Here is a 20962-nt window from a genome sequence, read left to right as displayed (position 1 = left end):
ATCCGTCATCCGGCCGGCCGGATCGACCCGAGTCCAGTCGCACCGCGTTCGCTGAGCATACCCGCGCAATCACGCACATCACGACCGAGTACCCATGAGCACGAACGAAGAAACCATCACCGAACTCGGCCGCGGCGCCTACTGGCAGGACCTGCACGTCGGCCAGCGCTTCCGCACCCTGCGCCGCACGATCACCGAAACCGACCTGATCAACTTCATCTCGACGACCGGCATGCTGGAGGCGATCTTCATTGACGCCGAATTCGAAGGCGCCGCGATCGACGGCCGCCCGGTGCCGGCGGCGCTGACGCAATGCATGATCGAAGGCCTGCTGTTCCAGACCATGATCCAGGGCACCGGTCTCGCCCTGCTGGAAATGACGCTCAAGGCCCTCAAGCCCGTGCGCATCGGCGACACCGTCTGGGCCACCGTCACCGTCACCGGCATCAAGCCGACCTCGAAGCACAACCGCGCCGTCATCGACAGCGAGATCGCCGTGTTCAATACGCGCGACGAGCAGGTGCTGAGCTACACGGCGAAGCGGATGCTGGCGGGGCGGACGTGAGCTGGCCGATCGACACGAACGGCGTCTGATTCGGACTTTGATATGACTCAACAGAACTGCCAGTGCACCTGCGGCCACGCGAAGTTTGAAGCGCTTGGCCGGCCCCTGTTCCGCGGTTACTGCCACTGCACGATCTGCCAGGCCTTCAATCAGGCGCCGTACGCGGATATCAGCGTGTTTCGCGGCAACGATGTCGTGATGCCGGAAGCTGGAACAGTCCAATACAAGACGCTGCGCCCACCGCCGGCGGTACAGCGCGGGGTTTGCGCTGCCTGCGGCAAGCCGGCGATCGAGTATCTGAAGATGTTCCCGATGCCGAAGCTGATCATCGTGCCGACGGCGAACATCCGCGATGCGGCGCTGATCCCCGCGCCGTCATTGCACATCTTCTACAACCGCCGCTTGGCCGACATCGACGACGGCCTGCCGAAGTTCTCCGGCTACTGGAAGAGCCAGCTGGGATTCGGACGTCATCTGCTGGCATCGCTGCTGCGCAAGAACGCGTAATCGATTCACGAAGCTTCGGGGGAACACATCATGAAATCGCTCAGCCGTCTCGCTCTGCTGGTTGCGCTGCTGCTCGTCGGTAGCGGCTGCACGGTGGTGTCACCGGACGCCGGGCAGGCGGCGGTTCTGATCGACAAGCCCTGGTTCTTCGGCCACGGCGGCGTCCGCGAGCAGCCGGTGCTGCCGGGCCTCACCTACGCCTGGTACTCGACCGAGAAGATCTACATCAACATGTTTCCGCAGCAGTACGACGGTAACTTCACGGACCTGATGTCCAGCGACGGTGTGCCGCTCGATTTCCATACTGTGATCCGCCTGCAGGTCGTGGACCCGGTCGCGCTGGTCCGCGACTTCGGCAAGGACTGGTATCAGAACAATGTCGAGCAGGAGTTCTTCAATCGCGTGCGGTCCGCGGTCAAGAAGCACGGCATGAACGAGACGGCGATCCAGACGACCGCGATCGACGAGATCGACGATGAGGTGACGCAGGAGATCGACCAATACCTGAAGCAGACGAAGCTGCCGGTGCGCCTGCTGAAGATCACGGTCGGCAAGGCCAATCCGCCGGACGCCGTGCGCAACCAGCGCATCGAGACCGCACAACAGGAACAGCGCGTGTTGACCGAGCACAAGCGCGACCTTGCCGAGCAGAGCCGCAAGGCAGCCGAACTCAGCCGCGCCGAAGCTGACAATGCCTACCGCAATGCGATCGGCCTGAGCCCGGCGCAGTTCGTCGAAATGGAACGGATCAAGATGCAGCAAGACGTCTGCGGCGCCAAGGACGCGCACTGCACGTTCATCATCGGCGGCAACGTCACGCCGGTGGTCAGCGCGAAGTGATGCGAATGCCGACGCGGCTCGATCCCCGCAAAGGAGAAGCGCTGAAATGATACTCGGCACCTGTCATTGCAAAGCCGTGCAATGGCGGCTGGACGCCACGCCGGATGGGGCGACTGCCTGCAACTGCACGATCTGCCGGCGCTACAGCACGCTCTGGGCCTACGGCTACGAAAACGACGGCGTGATCGTCTCCGGCGAGACGCGTTGCTATGTCCGCGGCGAGTGGATCGAGTTTCACGCCTGCCCGCTATGCAGCTGCGTGACGTTCTGGCGCGCGCAGCGAAACGACGCGCAAGGCCGGCGACGCATCGGCGTGAACCTGCGCATGGCCGAACCGGAAGCCGTCGCGCGGATTCCGATCGACCGCGTCGACGGCATCAACAAGCTCGACCGCCTGCCGCGCGACGGACGTTGCGTGGCGGACTACTGGCCGTAGGCCTGCATCGTCTCTGCGACGTTCCGGTGGGCTCGTCATTGCGGGTCGCGCAGCAGCGACGCAAGCCAGCGACGTCGCCCGGCCACGCAACAGCACTGGCTTGCGTGGTCGGTCGTGGACGCTGCTTCAACTCCCCGCGGGACTTACCGCTGCGGACTGACAACGGCGGACCGATCGGGACGCACTTCTCGTTGGTTTGCAAAGCTCTTCGGGAACTGTGACGGGCGTATCAGACGCCGGTATTTTTTTGTCCGACAGTCCGGTGCCGCCCGATTGGCGTCCGGCCTGCGGAGTCAGGTCTTCTGCCGATGCGAAGCGGCATGGGCGTCTTGCCTTCTCACAAGTAACTCCAGGAGCGAAACATGACCTACAAGTTTGCTGAAATCGATCCAATGGCGTTGATCCTCTCCGAACGTGCGTATCTGATCTGGACCGAACTGCATCATCCACACGAACCTGCGCTCAAGAACATTGCCGCGGTAGCCAAGATCCTGAACCCCGAGGAAAGAAAATTCGCTCAGGCCAAGGCAAGCGCGATGGTCGCGTACGGAAGGGCCATGGAGGAGGGCCTGCGAGCCTAGGCGCTTGTGGCGGTGCCGCGCGTTGCCCGGCAAACGCGCACGCATCTGCTCGCGATCGAAGCACCCGCCATCGCCGCGCAAAACGGGTCGCGCCGATCCGCCCGGACGGTCGTGATCACAATCGACGCCGGGAACCCGGCCTGAGTAGAGCGGATCGCGAATCCGCTCTACTTCTTCCGGAATCGGTGGGTCGGGCGGCTCCGCCGATCGACGGGCGCCGACCGCCGCATCGGCGTCATGCCGGGAAATATTCGGTGTTGCGAGTAGCGAAGCGAAATCGTCCGGCGCGCCGCCCGATCGGACGACAGAACATCATCCCTGCGCACGCAGCGCCGACTCGAACGAACGACATGAGTCCTGCGCGGTGGCTCCGTTGCGGCACCGGAACAGCAGCAGCGAAAACGCGGCTTCGGTTTCAAAGCGCGCTTGCACCGACAGCGCCGCACGACGATCCGGTCTGGCCTTCCACGCATAGGGCGTCATTTGCAGCAGCTGCCGCAAGCCGGCCTGATCCAGATTCAAGGCGAAGCGCACGATCTGCCGCGATTGCAGTTCAAATCCGGATTCGAAGTCGGCGAGAAACTTGTCCGGATCATGTGCGCGCACGTCGTCGAACAGTCGTTCTCGAATGCTCCACAGATGATCGGGTGCCGGCGTCACGACCAGCACATGGCCGTGCGCCTTCAGGACGCGCTGCATCTCGGCGACGTGCAACTGCGTGAACATATTGCTGACGATGTCGATCGACGCATCCGCGATCGGCAGCAGCGCGCCGCTGCCGACCAGCCAGGTGATGTCCGGATAGCGCTTCGCCGCGAGGCGGATCGCCGGACGGGCGATGTCGAGGCCGGTGACGTCGGCGGCGATCGGCGTGAACGCGCCGGTGTACCAGCCCTCGCCGCAGCCGATGTCGAGCAGGCTTTGCGCATGCAGTGGCGCAAGCATTCGCAGCACGGCATCGCGCAGCGGCTGGTAGTGTCCGGCCTGCAGGAAGTCGCGGCGCGCCTGCACCATCTGCGCATCGTCGCCGGGATCGCGACTGTTCTTGTACTGTACCGGCAGCAGATTGACGTAGCCCTCGCGGGCGACATCGAAGCTGTGGCGGTTTTCGCAGTGCCAGGCCTTCTCGTCGCGCTGCAGCGCGAGCCGGCACAGCGGACAGATGATGGACGGCATGCGCGGAACGGTTAGTGTCCCGAGTCGGAAATACGCTTCATATGAAATCCGTTCGTGTCGAGTACGCCCGCAGGGCGGTATCGAGACACAGCGTGGCCCCTCGATACACCGACGCTGACGCGCCGGCACTCGGGGAGAACGGAAAAATAGGTAGCGGAATTCGGACTCATGGTCAGGCGCGCTGCTGCGCGTCGGCGAGCAGGCTCAGTGCCAGCGCCTCGGCGACGCGAATCCCGTCGATGCCGGCGGACATGATGCCGCCCGCGTAGCCGGCGCCCTCGCCGGCCGGATACAGACCGCGCGTATTGAGGCTCTGGTAGTTGTCGCCGCGGGTGATGCGCAGCGGCGACGAGGTGCGGGTTTCGACGCCGGTGAGCACGGCGTCGTGGCGATCGAAACCGCGGATCTGCTTGCCGAAGGCCGGCAGCGCTTCGCGGATGGCCTCGATGGCATAGTCCGGCAAGGAAGGCGCCAGATCGCCGAGCTTCACGCCGGGCTTGTAGCTCGGCTCGACTTCGCCCAGCGCGGTCGACGGCTGGCCGGCAATGAAGTCGCCGACCAGCTGTGCCGGCGCTTCGTAGTTGCCGCCGCCGAGCACGTAGGCGCGTGATTCCAGTTCTTCCTGCAAGGCGATGCCGGTGAGTGGTCCTGCTTCAACGCCACCCGGATAGTCCTCGGGCGAAATGCCGACGACGATGCCGGCATTGGCGTTGCGCTCGTTGCGCGAGTACTGGCTCATGCCGTTGGTGACGACGCGCTGCGGCTCGGACGTCGCCGCGACAACCGTGCCGCCCGGACACATGCAGAAGCTGTAGACCGAGCGACCGTTCTTCGCGTGATGGACGAGCTTATAGTCGGCGGCGCCGAGAAGCGGATGACCGGCGTAGCGGCCGAGCCGCGCGCGGTCGATCAGCGACTGCGGATGCTCGATGCGAAAGCCGATCGAGAATGGCTTGGCTTCCATGTAGACGCTGCGCGCGTGCAGCATGCGGAACGTCTCGCGCGCACTGTGGCCGAGCGCAAGGATGACGTGATCGGCCGCGATCGTCTCGCCGCTCGCCAAAGTCACACCACGCAGATGGCCGTCTTCGACCTGCAGGTCCGTCACCTGTTGCTCGAAGCGTACTTCGCCGCCAAGCGCCTCGATTTCTTCGCGCATGCGGGTGACGACGCCGGTCAGGCGGAAGGTGCCGATATGCGGCTTGCTGACGTAGAGGATTTCCTCCGGCGCGCCGGCCTTCACGAACTCGTGCAGTACCTTGCGGCCGTGGAATTTCGGGTCCTTGACCTGGCTGTAGAGCTTGCCGTCGCTGAACAGGCCGGCGCCACCCTCACCGAACTGCACGTTCGACGCCGGGTTCAGCGCGTTCTTGCGCCACAGCCCCCAGGTGTCCTTGGTGCGCTTGCGCACCGGCTTGCCACGTTCGAGCACGATGGGACGGAAACCCATCTGCGCCAGGATCAGCGCCGCGAAAATGCCGCACGGCCCGAAGCCGACGACGAGCGGGCGATTGCCGAAACCGGCCGGCGCCGCGGCGACCGGGTGATACGAGACGTCCGGCGCCGGATTGACGTTGCGGTCGTCCTTGAATTTGGCGAGCACCGCGGCTTCGTCGCGCAGCTCGCAGTCGACCGTGTAGACGAAACTCAGCGCGCTGCCCTTCTTGCGCGCGTCGTAGCTGCGCTTGAATACCGTGAACGTCCGCAGGTCGCCGTCCGGCAGTCGCAGGCGCTGCTGGATGGCAGGCGCAAGCGCTTCCGGCGCATGCTCGATCGGCAGGGCAAGTTCGGTGAGGCGGAGCATCGGCAATGGCGGCGCGGATTCAGGAGCGTTCGGCATGCATTGTCCCATGACTGCCGCGCGCGACGCGTGGCTCGTCGGCGCTGCGCACACCCACCTCCCCCAAACCCCTCCGCCCTGAAGGGCAGAGGGGAGCTGGTTTGATCGGAGTCGAGTACGGCAGGATTTGGCGCGCTCTGCGACGAGAACCACCGCTGGGCTCTCCACTCCTGAATGGCAGAGAGGAACAAAAAGCCCTCTCCTCCTCGGGGGGGAGACGGTTGGGTGAGGAAGCGCGCGCTATCGCGTCGGACGAAACTTCCGGCGCAGCAACGCCACGACGATGACGACGCCACCGACCAGCCAGCTCGCCCAGGCCAGAAGACCAAGACCAATCGGGTTGCCGTCGGACGGCCCGAAAATGATGTAGAGCAGCAGCGGCGCGGTGCCGAGTGCGGCGATGACGGCGCCGATCTTCATGTGTTCGTCCTCATGGGCAACTCCTTGTTGCGCCTGCGCGGCGCGGATTCAGTGCGGCGCCCGGATGCGCGGAACCAAGTTTGCGGCGCTAGTCGATGGCAATTTTATCGGGCGTGATCGCCCGCGACAGGTGTGCCACCGTGGCTCGTTCCGGTTCACACCAGCAACGGCGCCCACCTCCCCTGCCCCCTCCCCCCGCACGCGGGCGGAGGGGAACGAAATTTCCGTATTCCCAGGGCGTAATGGCTCAGGGACTGATGGGAACAAAAAGCTCTCTCCTTCCTGACAGGAGAGGATTAACGATGAAGGGCTTTCAATCGCGACGCGAGACGCGTGGCTTGTTGGCGCGCCGACCCCACCTCCCCCAGCCCCTCCCCTGAAGCGGAGGGGAGCACGTCTGCGACCGATCAGACCGAATACCTGTCTCTGAACTCGCAAAGCCGCGCGCGACGCAGCCCTCTGCTCCGCAAGCGGGCAGAGGAGAACAAAAGGCCCTCTCCTCCTCAGGAGGAGAGGATTGGATGAGGAAGGCTCGCCACCGCATCGACGAAGTCGCGCGAAGAACACGTTGTGAGCTGGGCCGAGGTCGCGTTCGCCGCGCGCAGCCGTACGAAAGTACGGTGAGCACGGCGAACGCGAGATCGGCCCGCGCAGCAGCGCTATTCGCGCGACGACACGGAGGCGGCGGCGCGGAGCATCGCCGCAGCCTTGTTCATGGTTTCTTCCCACTCGGCCTGCGGGTCGGAATCGGCGACCACGCCGCCGCCGGCTTGCACGTACACCTGGCCGTCCTTGATGACGGCGGTGCGGATGGCGATCGCGGTATCCATGTTGCCGTCCCAGCCGAGATAGCCGACGGCGCCGCCGTAGATACCGCGCTTGACCGGCTCCACCTCGTCGATGATTTCCATCGCGCGGACCTTCGGCGCGCCGGACAGGGTGCCGGCCGGGAAGGTGGCGGCCAGCGCATCGAGTGCGTCCATGCCGTTCTTGAGGCGGCCGGTGACGTTGGAGACGATGTGCATGACGTGGCTGTAGCGCTCGATCACCATCTGCTCGGTAACTTTCACGCTGCCGATCTCGGAGACGCGGCCGACGTCGTTGCGCCCGAGGTCGATCAGCATCAGGTGTTCGGCGATCTCCTTCGGATCGGCGAGCAGCTCGGCGGCGAGCGCAGTGTCTTCGTCGGCGGACTTGCCGCGCTTGCGGGTGCCGGCGATCGGCCGCACGGTGACCAGGCCGTTCTCGACGCGGACCAGCACTTCCGGCGACGCACCGACGACGTGGTGATCGCCGAGATCCATGCAGTACAGATACGGCGACGGATTGAGGCGGCGGATCGCGCGATAAAGCTGCACCGGATCGGCGCTGAACGGCGCGGAGAGGCGCTGCGACGGCACGACCTGCATGCAGTCGCCGGCGGCAATGTAGTCCTGCACGTGGCGGACCATCCTGCGGTAGGGCTCGACGCCGAAGCTCGATTCGAACGGCAGTTCCGGTACGCCGGCGCCCTGCGCGGGACGCGGCGGCAGGGTGCGCGCGAGCAGCGCCTCGATCTCGTCGAGCCGGGTCCTGGCGCGCGCCATGTCGGCGGCATCGTCGAGCGCCGCATGCGTGACGATGGTCAGCGTCGCGCGCAGGTTGTCGAACACGACCAGCTCTTCGGCGCGCATCAGCAGGATGTCCGGCACGCCGAGCGGATCGTCCTTCACCGTTCCGGCGAGCTTCGGCTCGAAGTAGCGCACGCAGTCGTAGCCGAAATAGCCGACCAGGCCGCCGGAGAAGCGCGGCAGGCTCGGCTCCGGCCGCACGCGATGGCGCGTGGCGTAGTCGCGTATCCACGGCATCGGGTCGGCGAGGTTCGCGCTTTCGACGGTCTGCCCGTCGCGCGTCACGGTCAGCAGCGTGCCGCGCACGCGCAGCACTTCGCGCGACGGCAGGCCGATGAACGAATAGCGGCCCCACTGCTCGCCGCCGACCATCGACTCCAGAAGGAACGAATAGGGTTTGTGGGCCAGCTTGAGATAGGCGCCGACCGGCGTGTCGAGGTCGCCGGGAAGTTCGCGCGTCAGCGCGACATGCGTGTATGCGGTCATGAATCGGGTCCGTCGGGGTGCTGCAGGGATAGGCGAAGTGCAGGCGACGCCGTGCGTCGCGACGTTATCTCAACGCCATCGCCACCAGCAGTGCAGGCGCGGGGCCTGGGTCATCGACGCTGCGAGATTCATGATTCGAAGGCGGGTCGAACGGGTGCCGAATGATACGCGACTCGCATGGCGCGACAACAGCGCTTCAGCCCGGCGCGTCCGCCGGCGGTTTCATCATCGTTTCGATCTCGTCGCGATGGACGCGGTAGAAGGTGATGTTGCCGAGCAGGGTGGTGTCCGGATCGAAGTCCCCGGCCTGCTCCGGGTCGTCGAGCATGCGCGCGCCCATGATCGCGCGCACCAGCACCACCGAGCCGATCAGGTATTCGCGTGCCGCCATCTTGTGCGCCGTGAGGATGGCGTGCATGTCCGGCATGGCATCGAGGCGCGCTGCCATCTGATCGAGGCCGCCCTCGCCGACCATGGCATCGCCGACCGAGACGTTCTGCTTCTGCACGTCATGCACGATCGCTGCGCAGCGCGTCAGGAAGCTGGTGCTCAGGGTGTACTGCGCGAGCGCCTGCTGATCGGCGTCGGTGAACGCCTGGGCGAATGCCGGCAGAGCACCGAGCAGGGCAAGGGCAGCGAGCAGCGCGATGAGCGCGGTGCGGAATCTGGACAGCATGCGGATCTTCCTTCGGGCTTCGATGGCAGCATCCGCAGCAAAAAGTCAGCCAGCCGCGATCGCCGCCCGCATCGCCTTGATTGTGGAGGCGTAATCCCTGGCACCGAAGATCGCGCTGCCCGCCACGAAGGTGTCGGCACCGGCGGCGGCGATCGCGCCGATATTGTCGGTCTTCACGCCACCGTCGATTTCCAGGCGGATCTCGCGGCCCGGATTTTTCGCGACATAGGCGTCGATCAGCGCACGCGCGTCGGCCAACTTGTTCAGGGCGCCGGGGATGAAGCTCTGGCCGCCGAACCCCGGGTTGACCGACATCAGCAGCACCATGTCAACCTTGTCCATCACGTACTTGAGCACGTCCAGCGGCGTCGCCGGATTGAACACCAGACCGGCCTTGCAGCCGGCGGCCTTGATCGCCTGCAGGCTGCGGTCGACGTGGCGGCTCGCCTCCGGGTGGAAGGTGACGTAGGTGGCGCCGGCCTTGGCGAACTGGGCGGCCAGATCGTCGACCGGCTCGACCATCAGGTGCACGTCGATCGGCGCGCTGATGCCGAACTTGCGCAGGCTTTCCGCGATCGCCGGGCCGAAGGTCAGGTTCGGCACGTAGTGGTTGTCCATGACGTCGAAATGGACGATGTCGGCGCCGGCCGCCAGCACGTTCGCGACCTCGTCGCCGAGCCGCGCGAGATCGGCGGACAGGATGCTGGGAGCGATCAGCGGGGCAAGCTTGGCCATGCGGGAGAACCTGTGACGGAAAGGCGGGAGCGACCGGCGCGGATTATTTCATGTTCGGGTCGGGCGGGCGGCGACGTCCCTCCATTCATGCCGAGTGGCTGTGCAGCAGCTGTATGGAAGCAGGCGCCGATCGCACGGCCCGTTGTGATCCACGGCAGGTGCGCACCTCGATACACCGCGCGGGCGCGCGGCACTCGGTGTGAACGGGCTCGTCGGGAATCCACAGGACACGAACTGCTTTCTCTCCACTCGCTCATGCCGAGTGGCCGCGTGGCGGCGGTATCGAGGCACGCACTGCCCGTCTGAGCACCTTGCCGGCTTTACCCCCTCCCGCGCGTTCTCCACAATGCGCGCCTGCCCCACCCGCCTCGTCCCTCGCCCCATGCAAGCCCTTCACGAATCGTCGATCACCAGCGTTCCGCTCCTGCACAAGGGCAAGGTTCGCGACATCTACGCGCTCGGCGATGCGCACATGCTGATCGTCACCTCGGATCGGCTGTCGGCGTTCGACGTGATCCTGCCGCAGCCGATTCCCGGCAAGGGCGCGGTACTGACGGCAGTCTCGAATTTCTGGATGGCGCGCTTCACGCATCTGCTGCCGAACCATCTGGCACCGGACGTGAACCTGGCCGACTTCCTGACGCCGGCCGAGATCGCGCAGGTCGAGGGCCGCAGCAACGTCGTCCGCAAGCTCAAGGCCCTGCCGATCGAAGCCGTCGCGCGCGGCTATCTGATCGGCAGCGGCTGGAAGGACTACCAGAAGACCGGCGCGGTCTGCGGTATCACGCTGCCGAGCGGCCTGCAGATGGCCGACCGCCTGCCGAAGCCGATCTTCACGCCGGCCGACAAGGCGCCGGTCGGCCAGCACGACGAGAACATTTCGTACGCCGAGGTCGAGAAGCGCATCGGTCCGGCACTGGCGCGCCAGGTCCGCGACACCACGCTGGCGCTGTATACGGAAGCGTCCGACTACGCGCGTCAGCGCGGCATCATCATCGCCGACACCAAGTTCGAGTTCGGCGTCGACGAGCACGGCACGCTGCACCTGATCGACGAGGCGCTGACGCCGGATTCGTCGCGTTTCTGGCCGGCCGACACTTATCGCCCCGGCATCAGCCCGCCGAGCTTCGACAAGCAGTTCGTGCGCGACTACCTGGAAACCCTGGACTGGGACAAGAAGGCGCCCGGACCGGAACTGCCGGCGGAGATTATCGAGAAGAGCGCGGCCAAATATCGTGAGGCACAGCGGCTGCTGACCGGCAGCTGAGACTGTATCTTCACTCCCCCGCCGCAAAGCGACGGGGAGAGGGTCAGGGTGAGGGGGCCTCGGCTCGCCGCGAAACTCGATCCGGCGCCCCTCACCCCAGCCCTCTCCCCTCGTTGGGGGGAGAGGGAGCTCTTTCTCGTCTACGCCGCAAACACTCGCACACGAACCCTCTGAGGTTTTCCACCCGTATCTGCGCCGTGATGCGACGCTTACCATACGCGTCATGAGCTTCCTTTCCGCCGCCGTGCTGCTGTTCCTCGTCATGGACCCGCTCGGCAACGTGCCGCTGTTCCTGTCGGCACTCAAGCATGTGCCGATCGCACGCCAGCGGCGCGTGATCCTGCGCGAGATGCTGTTCGCGCTGGTGATCCTGCTGGTGTTCCTGCTCGGCGGCGGCCATCTGCTGCGCCTGCTCGGGCTTTCGCAGCCGGCGCTGACCGTGGCCGGCGGCGTGATCCTGATGCTGATCGCACTGCGCATGATCTTTCCGTCGCGCGAGCATTCGCTCGAAGAAGATCCGCAGGTCGCTGAACCGTTCCTCGTGCCGCTGGCGATTCCGTATGTCGCCGGACCGTCGGCGCTGGCGACCGTGCTGCTGATGATGAGCCGCGAGCCTTCGCGCTGGCTGAGCTGGATCGGCGCGGTGCTGCTGGCCTGGGCCGCTTGCCTGCCGATCATGCTGGCCAGCACCATGCTGCGCAACATGCTCGGCAACCGCGGCCTGACCGCGGTCGAACGCCTGATGGGTCTGCTGCTGGTGACGATCGCCGTGCAGATGATGATGGACGGCGTGCTGCAGTTCTGGAACGCACAACACCCGTGAAGCTGCGCGCGGCGACACCTGCCGATCTGCCGGCGATCTTCGCGATCTACGACGAGCAGGTCCTGCACGGCACGGCGACCTTCGACACGGTACCGAAGACGGCGACGGAGCGACTGGAGTGGTTTCAAGCCAATCCGGGCCAGCGCTATCCGATCATCGTTGCCGAAACCACAGCCGGCGTCGTCGGCTGGGCACGGCTGTATCAGTGGTCGCCGCGGCCGGCCTACGATCGCACTGCCGAGAACGCCGTCTACGTGCACGCGGACGCGCGCGGTCACGGCATCGGTCGTGCGCTGCTCGCCGAATTGCTGCACCTTGCACCGGCCTGCGGCGTGCTGACCCTGATGGCCCGCATCGTCGCCGGCAATCCGGCCAGCCTCGCGCTGCATGAAGCGCTCGGCTACACGCGCATCGGCCTGATGCGCAGTGCCGGCGTCAAGCACGGCGCGCTGCTCGATGTCTGGTTGTTGCAGTACGTCCTCGACGACAGCGACACCTGACGCCACCGCCAAGGCAGCCGTCCGGCGGACTGTTATGCTGGATTCTCCAACAAGAGGGGATCGGTCATGACGACTGCGTTATGGTGCGTGCTGATTGCGGCGCTGCTGCCCTACGTGTTCACGGGCATCTCGAAAGCCAGCAAGCGTTTCGACAACGCGGCGCCGCGCGACTATCAGGAAGCGTCGACCGGCTGGCGCAAGCGCGCGCACTGGGCACAACTCAATTCCTTCGAAGCCTTCCCGGCCTTCGCCGCGGCGGTGATCGTCGCGCATCTCGTCGTCGGGCCGAATGCGACGGCCGACAAGCTGGCGATGAGTTTTGTCGCCGCCCGTCTGGTCTACGGCGGACTCTACGTGGCCAACAAGGCGACCTTGCGTTCCCTGGTGTGGTTCATCGGGATCGCCTGCGTCATCGGCCTGTTCATTGTTGCCGCACACGGCCCGGCATAGGAGCGAGCACGATGCAGATCAAGATTGAAATCGATGTGCGGCCGGAAGAACTGCGCCGCTTCCTCGGCCTGCCCGATGTTTCCGGCCTGCAGGAGGACGTGGTCACGTTTCTGCGCGACAAGCTCGGTGCCGCGAGCGAATTCGATGCCTCGCAGTTCGTGAAACACAACTTCGAGACCCTGCGCAAGACGCCGGCCTGGAAGCGCTTTGCGACGCGTCTGCGCGCTGCCGAAAGCGGCGCGGCCGACAGCGGCGACGAGGCGCCGGCGCCGAAGAAGCGCCGCGCGCGCCGCAAGCGCGCCGCCCCGGCGGACAGCGGCGCTCAGTAAGCGCGACGCTCCGACACGCTACCAGAGCGGGCCGGCGCGGTTCTGGGTGACCTCGGCGCTCGCCACCGGACGCGCATCGTTGCCCCAGGAACTGCGCACATAGGTCAGCACGTCGGCAATCTGCTGATCGCTGAAGCTCGGCGCGAACGGCGGCATGCCGAACGGCCGCGGATCGCCGTCAGTGCCCGGCGGATAGCCGCCGAACAGGACGATGCGGATCGGATTGATCGCGGCGATCGTCATCACCGCACGATTGCCGGCCAGCGCCGGCGCCGCAGGCGCGCGACCCTCGCCGTGATCGCCATGACATTGCACGCAATGATCGGCGTAGAGGCCTGCACCCCGCTTCTGCATCGCCACGGCCTCGTAGGCCGAAACGCGAATGAAGCCGGCAGCCGGCGGTGGCGGGGTGGCCGGTAGCGACTTCAGATATACAGCCATCGCCCGCAGGTCAGCGAGATCGGCATGCTGCAGGCTCTCGTAGACGACTTCGGCCATCGGGCCGGTCGTCGAGCCCTGCGGCGAAACACCGGTTTTCAGCAAGGCGACGATGTCATCTTCCGGCCAGTCCTGGACACCGGCCTCGGTCCTCGCCGTCAGCGCCGGTGCGTACCAGTTCAGCACCAGACCGCCAGCCGGATTGTCGCGTGACTGGATCGCGCCGAGCGCATTGCGGGCCTCGTGGCAGGCGCTGCAATGACCGACGCCCTGCACCAGATACGCACCGCGGTTCCATTGCGTGCCTTTGGCGGCGTTCGCCTCGTACACTCCCGGCCGGAAAAACAGCAGTCGCCAGGCGCGCAACAGCAGACGATGGTTGTACGGAAACTTCAGCACATGCGGCTGATTGGCCCGATGCACCGGCGTCTGCCGCAGCAGGTACGCATACATCGCATCGGCATCGGCGCGGCTGATCTTCGTGAAGTTGGTGTACGGAAAGGTCGGATACAGCAGCGTGCCGTCTTTCGAACGCCCGTTGTGCAAGGCGTTCCAGAAATCATCCGCTGTCCAGCGACCGATGCCGGTCTCGGCGTCCGGCGTGATGTTGGGCGCGTAGAACGTGCCGAACGGCGTCGGCGTGGCACGGCCACCGGCGAATGCGGCGCCGCCGCGCGTCGTGTGGCAGGCGCGGCAATCGCCGAGGGTGACCAGTGCCGCACCGCGGGCCAGCACGTCGGCCGCCACCGTCGCGTCGCTCGGTTGCGTGGCATCGCCGGTCTGCCGGGCGTGGGGAATCAGCCAGAGCACCACGCCGATCGTCAGCAACACGAGGCCGGCGGGAAGCGTGATCCACAGCGCGCGCTTCATTCGGCGGCCTCCGCCAAGGTCGGAACACTGCCGCAGACCATCGGCATCGGCGTCGGCAGCGTCGTCGCCGGCAAGGGATCGGCCGGTACCGCTTGCGACGACAGCCAGTCGGTCACGGCATACAGATCGGTGGGCGTCAGGCGCAGCACGATCTCGTGCATGCAATCCGGGGCCTGTGCATGGCGGCCACCGATGCGCCAGGCGCCGAGTTGGCCGAGCAGATAATCATGGGACAGCCCGAGCAGTCCCGGCGTTGCCGGCAGTACGCCGGTCAGGCGTTCGCCATGGCAGGACCGGCAGGCGGGAACCTTGAGGCTGGCATCGCCGTCGCGAACCAGCGTCGCACCGCGCGCCAGGACAGCGGCGTCGGCTTCCGGCTGCTGCGGCGGCGGATACGGCGCGTGGCGGTCGGCAAAGTAGCGCGCCAGTTCGTGCAGATAGGCGTCGTTCTGACGCTCGACCAGATACGTCATCATCGGGTAGCGGCGTCGGCCGTCGCGAAAATTCAGCAGCTGGTTGTACAGGTAGCCGGCCGGCTTGCCGGCGATGCGCGGATAGTAGCCGTCGTTGGTGGCACGCCCCTGGTCGCCGTGGCAAGCCATGCACGGCAGCACACGCTGATGCATGGAGTCGAGCGGTTCCGGCGCCGGCGCCGCATCGTCGGCCACACACAACCCCGGACACGCCAGCAGCAGGAGCAAGGCGAGGTGCCAGGCGCAGCGGGGGATCATGCGGGCTCCGGATTCGGGCGGCGATTGCGGCGCGCATGCTAACCGATCGCCCGTCGCGAACGTGTTTTTCGCGTTCCCGGCAGACCCGCTTCGCAACCGGGGCACCCCTCGTGGCGCGTGCGCGGCCGGAACGCCGGCGATGCTGGGGCTAGGCTGCGCGGTCGCTGCGCAGGTCCTGCAACAGACCTGTCCACAGCTGACGGCGGATCATTCGATTTTCCGCCATGCGACGGCGGGTACGCAGCAGCAGTCGCCGCTGTTCGCGCAGCAGCTGCGGAACGCTGCGGGCGGCGCGGGCGACGCGCAGGCGCTCACCGGCCGCGACCCCCAGTCCGTGCAGGCTGTCGATCTCGTGCAGCGCCATCAGCACCACGCCACCGAGGACACGATCGAGATCGATCGCAAATCTGCTTGTGCTTCGGTCCTGCTTCTTCATTTCCGGTTTCTTCAAAACAAAAGGGGGCCGAGTCTCCCCGGCCCCCTTTTCATGCCACCGCGCCCAGGGCGGTGGCCGATGGTCGGCGCACAAGGCGCCGGCCATCCATTCTCAAGCGGCGACTTTCTTGACAGCCTTCTTGGCCTTGGTGACCGTCTTCTTGGCGGTCTTCTTGGCCTTGGCGACGACCGGGGCCTGGCCCTGGATCTTCGCGGTGATCGTTTCGACACCCGACTTCAGGGTCTTGGCGAGTTCGCCGCCGGTCTTGCTGACGATCTTGACCGAGTCGCTGTACGCGGTGACGACGGTGGTCTTGCCTTCCGGCAGATAGTCGATCGGCTTGGCAGCAACGGCCTTGAAGCCATCGGTCTTGGCCTTGGTCACGCTGGCCTGAACGAGCGTCGCCAGTTCCTTGCCGGCGCCGACGTTGGTCTGCACCAGTTCCTGCACGCCTTCGACGACGATGGTGTTGGCAGCCACGAGCGTCTCGACGCCGGCTTCGATCACTTCCTGGCCACGGCTCACGACGACATCGGCGCGGGTCTTCACATCGTTCACAATCGCTTCAACGCTCATTTGCTGCACTCCATCAAGTAAAGGAAACCATCCCCGAAAGCCATGCTGCGGTGCAGCAATGTTGCGGTACAGCATAGCGGGCCGGCGGTTGAAGTCAATGCCCGTCGGGCACCAGCCGACCAACGGTAGCGGTCGCCGCGAAGCCGCCGTCCGTGGCCGAGTCCTGGCGTGCACTTGTATGCTCGGACGATGAAACGCTACCTCCTACAACTGCGCGAGCAGCTCTGGGCGCACCAGCCGCCGGGCCGCCGCCGCCACGGACTGAATGTCGGCCGACATGCCTTCGTGCTGCTCCGCGACGTGTTTGAAGGCCAGCTGACGATGCGCGCGATGAGCCTGGTCTACACGACCCTGCTGTCGATCGTGCCGCTGCTGGCGCTGGCATTTTCGGTGCTCAAGGCGCTCGGCGCGCACAACGCCATCGAGCCGTTCCTCGAAGAGTTCCTTGCGCCGCTTGGCCCGCAGGCTGGCGAGCTGACGCAGAAGCTGGTCAGTTTCATCGAGAAAGTACAGGTCGGCGTGCTCGGCTCTCTGGGTGTCGCCCTGCTGTTCTGGTCGGCGATCTCGCTGATCCAGAAGGTCGAGAGCAGTTTCAACTTTGTCTGGCGGGTGGAACGTCCGCGACCGCTCTCGCAGCGGCTTGGCGACTACTTCGCGGTGCTGACGGTTGGCCCGGTGCTGATGTTCTCGGCGGTCGGCATCACGGCCAGTGTCTTCAATTCGGCGATGGTCGCGCGCCTGAGCGCCTACGAGCCGCTGGGCTTTCTTGTCTCGGTGGCCGGCAAGCTGCTGCCGTACCTGCTGATCATCACCGTCTTCAGCTTCCTCTACAGCTTCGTGCCGAACACGCGCGTGCGGCCGCGCGCCGCGCTGATCGGCGGCGTGTTCGCCGGTGCGCTCTGGCAGACCGGCAGTCTCGCGTTCGCATCATTCGTCGCCGGTTCGACCAACTACAACGCGATCTACTCCAGCTTCGCGATCGTGATCTTCCTGCTGATCTGGATCTATCTGGGCTGGATGATCCTGCTGCTCGGCTGCCAGCTGGCGTTCTACGTCCAGCACCCGGAACACCTGAAGCCACATCGCGCGCCGGCCCTGCTCAGCGGCCGGCAGATCGAATACCTGACGCTGATGATCATGGCGCTCGCCGGTCAACGCTTCATGGCCGGTGAAGCGGGCTATACGGAAGAAGAACTGAGCATCGCGATCGGCGCCGAACCCGAGCACGTGCGCCGCGCCGTCGAGCAGCTGATCTTCAACGGTCTGCTGACCGAGGCCGGCAGCAAGCGCACCCATCTGGTTCCGGCCATCGACCTCGATTCGGTGACGCTGGCGCGTCTCTGGACGCTGGCGCGTACGGGCGACGGCCTGCCGTCGAAACACGGCGCCACGGCCGCCAGCGTGCGCGCGCTGATCGAACAGGCCGAGGCCGATTTCGCCGCGCGCCACGAAGCCCTTACGCTGCGCGGCTGGCTGCGGAGCCAAGGTCGCGACTGAAGCCGCCTTTCTATAATCGCGGTACAGCGCCGACACGACGGCGCGTCCAACCGAGGGGAGAACGATGGCAAATCCGGCCGAGCAGGATCAATTCCCGTGGTTCAAGGAATATCCCGCGGGCGTACCCGAGCGGATCGACGAAAACGCCTACGCCTCGCTCGCCGAGGTGCTGGAGCGCAGCTGCGCGAAGTTCGGCAAGGCCCCCGCGTACGAGTGCATGGGCGCGCAGATCGACTTCACCGCGCTCGACCGCCTGACCCAGGACTTCGCGTCCTACCTGCAGAACGTGCTGGGCCTGCATCAGGGCGATCGCGTCGCACTGATGATGCCGAACCTGCTGCAGTATCCGGTCGCCCTGTTCGGCGTGCTGCGCGCCGGTCTGGTCGTGGTCAACGTCAATCCCCTGTATACCGCGCGCGAACTCGAACACCAGCTGCGCGACAGCGGCGCCAAGGCGATCGTCGTCATCGAGAATTTCTGCTCGACGCTGCAGCAGGTGCTCGACAAGACCGAGGTCCGGCACGTCATCACCACGCAGGTCGGCGATCTGCTGCCGCTGCCGAAACGCGTGCTGACCAATCTGGCGGTCAAGCGCGTGAAGAAGCTGGTGCCGAAGTGGCAGATCGACGGCGCGATCGGTTTCCGCGAAGCGCTCGCCAAGGGCCGCTCGCAGCCCTACATGCGCGTGGCGCTCGGCCATGGCGACATTGCCTTCCTGCAGTACACGGGCGGCACCACCGGCCTGTCGAAAGGCGCGGTGCTCACGCACGCCAACGTCGTCGCCAACCTCGAACAGCTCAGCGCCTGGATGGGTCCGTTCCTCGCGGAAGGCAAGGAAGTCATCATCACCGCGCTGCCGCTTTACCACATCTTCGCGCTGGTCGTGAATGCGCTGCTGTTCCTCAAGCTGGGCTGCCGCAACGTGCTGATCACCAATCCGCGCGACATGCAGGCGTTCTGTACCGAACTGAAGCGCAGCGGCTTCACCGCCATCAGCGGCGTCAACACCCTGTTCAACGGTCTGCTGCACGCACCGGGCTTCGCCGAGCTCGATTTCTCGAAGCTGAAGATGGCGGTCGGCGGCGGCACCGCCGTGCAGCAGGCCGTAGCCGTGCGCTGGCAGGAAGTCACCGGGGTCGGCCTCTCGGAAGGCTATGGCCTGACGGAATGCTCGCCGGTCGTCAGTTTCGCGCCGCTGGACAAGCCGGAGTGGAATGGCACGATCGGTTTACCGATGCCGTCCACGCGTATCTCGCTGCGCGACGACGATGAACGCGAGGTCGCGCCCGGCGAAGCCGGCGAGTTGTGCGTGAAGGGACCGCAGGTCATGCAGGGCTACTGGCAGAAGCCCGAGGAGACCGCGAAGGTCTTCACCGCCGACGGCTGGCTGAAGACCGGCGATGTCGCCGTGCTCGAAGCCAACGGCTATCTCAAAATCGTCGATCGCAAGAAGGACATGATCCTGGTATCCGGCTTCAACGTCTATCCGAACGAGATCGAGGGCGTCGTCGCCCAGCATCCGGGCGTGCTCGAAGTCGCCTGCATCGGTGTGCCCGATGCGAAATCGGGCGAAGTCGTGAAGATCTTCGTCGTCAGGAAAGACCCGGCGCTGACCGAAGCCGATCTCCGCAGCTTCTGCCAGCAGCAGCTGACCGGCTACAAGCTGCCGAAGCTGATCGCGTTCATCGACGAATTGCCGAAGACCAATGTCGGCAAGGTGCTGCGCAAGGAGTTGCGCGGGAAGTAAGGCGGCGCGGCGCCACTAACGTTTAGTTTCTGATCTCGCCTTTTGTTTCGCGCTGCGGCGCAAGAGCGGTATCAATCCTGCAAAAACGGATTGAGCTGAAATAGCGCGAGCGGGCGTCGGCGAGCGAAGGTAGGTGTCGGGCCGCCACCGCACAGCAAGCGCAGCGTACTCAAGTACGCGAGCATTGCGAACAGTGCCGGCTCGGCAGATGCCGAGCGCAGCAGCCCGATTGCGCTATTTCTCGACGAACGCCCGCTCGATCACATAGTCACCCGGCGTGCCGATGTGCGGTGAAATCTCGAAATTGCGCTTCTTGAGGATCGCATCGAGATCGGTCAGCAGCATCGGGCTGCCGCAGATCATCACGCGATCGGTTTCAGGGTTCAGATCCGGCAGGCCGATGTCGCGGCACAGCTTGCCGTTCTCGAACAGATCGGTGACGCGGCCCTGATACTTCCAGGGTTCGCGCGTCACGGTCGGGTAGTAGATCAGCTTGTCGCGGACCATCTCGCCCAGGAACTCGTGGTGCGGCAGTTCCTCGCTGATGTAGTCGTGATACGCGAGATCGTTGACGCGGCGCACGCCGTGCACCAGCACGATCTTCTCGAAGCGCTCATAGACGTCCGGATCGCGCGCCAGGCTCATGAACGGCGCCAGGCCAGTGCCGGTGCCGATCAGATACAGGTTCTTGGCCGGCTTGAGATCGTCGACCACCAGGGTGCCGGTCGGCTTGCGGCTGACGATCAACTCGTCGCCGACTTTCAGGTGCTGCAGGCGCGAGGTCAGGGGGCCGTTCTCGACCTTGATGCTGAAGAATTCCAGCGTTTCTTCGTAGTTCGGGCTGGCGATGCTGTACGCACGCATCAGCGGCTTGCCATTGACCTGCAAGCCGATCATCACGAACTGGCCGTTGCGGAAACGCAGCGCGGTATCACGCGTGGTCGTGAAGCTGAACAGCGTGTCGTTCCAGTGCCGCACCGACAGCACGGTCTCGGTGGCGAGAGCAACCATTTGAAGCAATCCTGGATGAGTGGGGCCGAAAGGGGCGGCGAAGTTTAAGGAAAAACCCCCGCCCCCGCACTCATGCGGACGGATGACACCGTCACGGGAAACAAATGCTTCTAAGGATATGCCGCGCGGCGACCGGCGCCGCGCTACACCGGCTTCAGGTTGCGTCCGGCAGCGTGATGTTCATTTCCAGCACTTCGAGGCCATCTTCACGCTGCACGGTGATCTGCACCGCGTTGTCCGGTACGGTCACGTACTTGCGCACGACGCCGAGCAACTCCTCGCGCAGCTTCGGCAGATAGACCGGCCCGTTGGCGCGGCCGTCACGCTGATGCGCGACCACCAGCTGCAGGCGCTCCTTGGCCACCGATGCCGTGGTCTTGGGCTGCTCGCCACGGAAAAACTTTAGCCAGTCCAT

At 65.4% G+C, this 20962-nt stretch carries 24 protein-coding genes; 12 read left to right on the top strand and 12 right to left on the bottom strand.

The genetic code is table 11. The features are described from left to right. Window positions 1-94 precede the first annotated feature (94 nt). The 5 genes from G7Y85_RS10540 (at window position 95) to G7Y85_RS10520 (ending at window position 2929) form a co-directional block, all read left to right on the top strand. On the top strand, window positions 95-565 hold the full coding sequence (locus G7Y85_RS10540) for a MaoC family dehydratase (RefSeq protein ID WP_166256154.1): 471 nt from the start codon (window positions 95-97) through the stop codon (window positions 563-565). A gap of 42 nt (window positions 566-607) precedes the next feature. Then, window positions 608-1072, top strand: coding sequence for a GFA family protein (locus G7Y85_RS10535; RefSeq protein ID WP_166256151.1), 465 nt, complete (start codon window positions 608-610; stop codon window positions 1070-1072). Between the two features lie 30 nt (window positions 1073-1102). Further along, the gene (locus tag G7Y85_RS10530; RefSeq protein WP_166256148.1) at window positions 1103-1912 is read left to right on the top strand and encodes an SPFH domain-containing protein; all 810 of its coding nucleotides are present in this window, start codon (window positions 1103-1105) and stop codon (window positions 1910-1912) included. Between the two features lie 46 nt (window positions 1913-1958). Beyond that, the gene (locus G7Y85_RS10525) at window positions 1959-2348 is read left to right on the top strand and encodes a GFA family protein (RefSeq protein ID WP_166256145.1); all 390 of its coding nucleotides are present in this window, start codon (window positions 1959-1961) and stop codon (window positions 2346-2348) included. A gap of 362 nt (window positions 2349-2710) precedes the next feature. Next, window positions 2711-2929: a hypothetical protein gene (locus G7Y85_RS10520; RefSeq protein ID WP_166256142.1), complete on the top strand. Its 219-nt coding sequence runs from the start codon at window positions 2711-2713 to the stop codon at window positions 2927-2929. Window positions 2930-3241: 312 nt separating this feature from the next. Here the strand turns inward: G7Y85_RS10520 and G7Y85_RS10515 are convergent, their stop codons facing one another. The 6 genes from G7Y85_RS10515 to rpe all read right to left on the bottom strand — a co-directional run bounded on the left by G7Y85_RS10515 (window position 3242) and on the right by rpe (window position 9872). Continuing rightward, window positions 3242-4105, bottom strand: a complete 864-nt coding sequence (locus G7Y85_RS10515; protein WP_166256139.1) for a putative RNA methyltransferase — start codon at window positions 4103-4105, stop codon at window positions 3242-3244. 172 nt (window positions 4106-4277) lie between these two features. Further along, window positions 4278-5909 carry an NAD(P)/FAD-dependent oxidoreductase gene (locus G7Y85_RS10510; RefSeq protein WP_166257034.1) on the bottom strand — a complete coding sequence of 544 codons (1632 nt, stop codon included), beginning with the start codon at window positions 5907-5909 and terminating at the stop codon, window positions 4278-4280. Window positions 5910-6185: 276 nt separating this feature from the next. Beyond that, the gene (locus tag G7Y85_RS10505) at window positions 6186-6365 is read right to left on the bottom strand and encodes a hypothetical protein (RefSeq protein WP_166256136.1); all 180 of its coding nucleotides are present in this window, start codon (window positions 6363-6365) and stop codon (window positions 6186-6188) included. A 659-nt stretch (window positions 6366-7024) separates the two neighbouring features. After that, the gene (gene trpE / locus G7Y85_RS10500; protein WP_166256133.1) at window positions 7025-8461 is read right to left on the bottom strand and encodes an anthranilate synthase component I; all 1437 of its coding nucleotides are present in this window, start codon (window positions 8459-8461) and stop codon (window positions 7025-7027) included. A 196-nt stretch (window positions 8462-8657) separates the two neighbouring features. After that, window positions 8658-9137, bottom strand: coding sequence for a hypothetical protein (locus G7Y85_RS10495; protein ID WP_166256130.1), 480 nt, complete (start codon window positions 9135-9137; stop codon window positions 8658-8660). 45 nt (window positions 9138-9182) lie between these two features. Next, entirely contained in the window at window positions 9183-9872 is a 690-nt protein-coding gene (gene rpe, locus G7Y85_RS10490; protein WP_166256127.1) for a ribulose-phosphate 3-epimerase, read from the bottom strand. Window positions 9873-10254: 382 nt separating this feature from the next. On the opposite strand from rpe, the gene G7Y85_RS10485 reads away from it, so the two are divergent. From G7Y85_RS10485 to G7Y85_RS10465, 5 genes are all read left to right on the top strand, one after another. After that, window positions 10255-11139, top strand: a complete 885-nt coding sequence (locus G7Y85_RS10485; protein ID WP_166256124.1) for a phosphoribosylaminoimidazolesuccinocarboxamide synthase — start codon at window positions 10255-10257, stop codon at window positions 11137-11139. 223 nt (window positions 11140-11362) lie between these two features. Then, window positions 11363-11962: a MarC family protein gene (locus G7Y85_RS10480; RefSeq protein WP_166256121.1), complete on the top strand. Its 600-nt coding sequence runs from the start codon at window positions 11363-11365 to the stop codon at window positions 11960-11962. Then, complete coding sequence (locus G7Y85_RS10475; protein WP_166256118.1) at window positions 11959-12462, top strand: GNAT family N-acetyltransferase; 504 nt, start codon at window positions 11959-11961, stop codon at window positions 12460-12462. Before G7Y85_RS10480 ends, G7Y85_RS10475 begins: the two co-directional genes overlap by 4 nt. A gap of 66 nt (window positions 12463-12528) precedes the next feature. Beyond that, window positions 12529-12912, top strand: coding sequence for an MAPEG family protein (locus G7Y85_RS10470; protein ID WP_166256115.1), 384 nt, complete (start codon window positions 12529-12531; stop codon window positions 12910-12912). A gap of 11 nt (window positions 12913-12923) precedes the next feature. Next, window positions 12924-13241, top strand: coding sequence for a DUF6489 family protein (locus tag G7Y85_RS10465; protein WP_166256111.1), 318 nt, complete (start codon window positions 12924-12926; stop codon window positions 13239-13241). A gap of 18 nt (window positions 13242-13259) precedes the next feature. Here G7Y85_RS10465 and G7Y85_RS10460 read toward each other — a convergent pair whose 3' ends face one another. The 4 genes from G7Y85_RS10460 to G7Y85_RS10445 all read right to left on the bottom strand — a co-directional run bounded on the left by G7Y85_RS10460 (window position 13260) and on the right by G7Y85_RS10445 (window position 16292). Then, window positions 13260-14549, bottom strand: a complete 1290-nt coding sequence (locus G7Y85_RS10460) for a c-type cytochrome (protein WP_166256108.1) — start codon at window positions 14547-14549, stop codon at window positions 13260-13262. After that, the gene (locus tag G7Y85_RS10455; RefSeq protein ID WP_166256105.1) at window positions 14546-15280 is read right to left on the bottom strand and encodes a c-type cytochrome; all 735 of its coding nucleotides are present in this window, start codon (window positions 15278-15280) and stop codon (window positions 14546-14548) included. The genes G7Y85_RS10460 and G7Y85_RS10455 overlap by 4 nt, the downstream gene beginning before the upstream one ends. Before the next feature lie 148 nt (window positions 15281-15428). Beyond that, complete coding sequence (locus tag G7Y85_RS10450; protein ID WP_166256102.1) at window positions 15429-15821, bottom strand: hypothetical protein; 393 nt, start codon at window positions 15819-15821, stop codon at window positions 15429-15431. Window positions 15822-15827: 6 nt separating this feature from the next. After that, window positions 15828-16292 carry a phasin family protein gene (locus tag G7Y85_RS10445; RefSeq protein ID WP_166256095.1) on the bottom strand — a complete coding sequence of 155 codons (465 nt, stop codon included), beginning with the start codon at window positions 16290-16292 and terminating at the stop codon, window positions 15828-15830. 189 nt (window positions 16293-16481) lie between these two features. Here G7Y85_RS10445 and G7Y85_RS10440 point away from each other — a divergent pair, with 189 nt between their 5' ends. Beyond that, complete coding sequence (locus G7Y85_RS10440; RefSeq protein ID WP_166256092.1) at window positions 16482-17789, top strand: YihY/virulence factor BrkB family protein; 1308 nt, start codon at window positions 16482-16484, stop codon at window positions 17787-17789. 64 nt (window positions 17790-17853) lie between these two features. Next, window positions 17854-19536, top strand: coding sequence for an AMP-binding protein (locus G7Y85_RS10435; RefSeq protein WP_166256089.1), 1683 nt, complete (start codon window positions 17854-17856; stop codon window positions 19534-19536). A 234-nt stretch (window positions 19537-19770) separates the two neighbouring features. Here G7Y85_RS10435 and G7Y85_RS10430 read toward each other — a convergent pair whose 3' ends face one another. After that, window positions 19771-20547: a ferredoxin--NADP reductase gene (locus G7Y85_RS10430; protein WP_166256086.1), complete on the bottom strand. Its 777-nt coding sequence runs from the start codon at window positions 20545-20547 to the stop codon at window positions 19771-19773. Between the two features lie 154 nt (window positions 20548-20701). Continuing rightward, entirely contained in the window at window positions 20702-20962 is a 261-nt protein-coding gene (minE, locus tag G7Y85_RS10425) for a cell division topological specificity factor MinE (RefSeq protein ID WP_166256083.1), read from the bottom strand.

It is taken from the genome of Solimonas terrae (assembly GCF_011067135.1).
Lineage (GTDB): Bacteria > Pseudomonadota > Gammaproteobacteria > Nevskiales > Nevskiaceae > Solimonas > Solimonas terrae.
The sequence above is the reverse complement of the archived record's forward strand: the minus strand, read 5'-3'. Positions and strand labels throughout refer to the sequence as shown.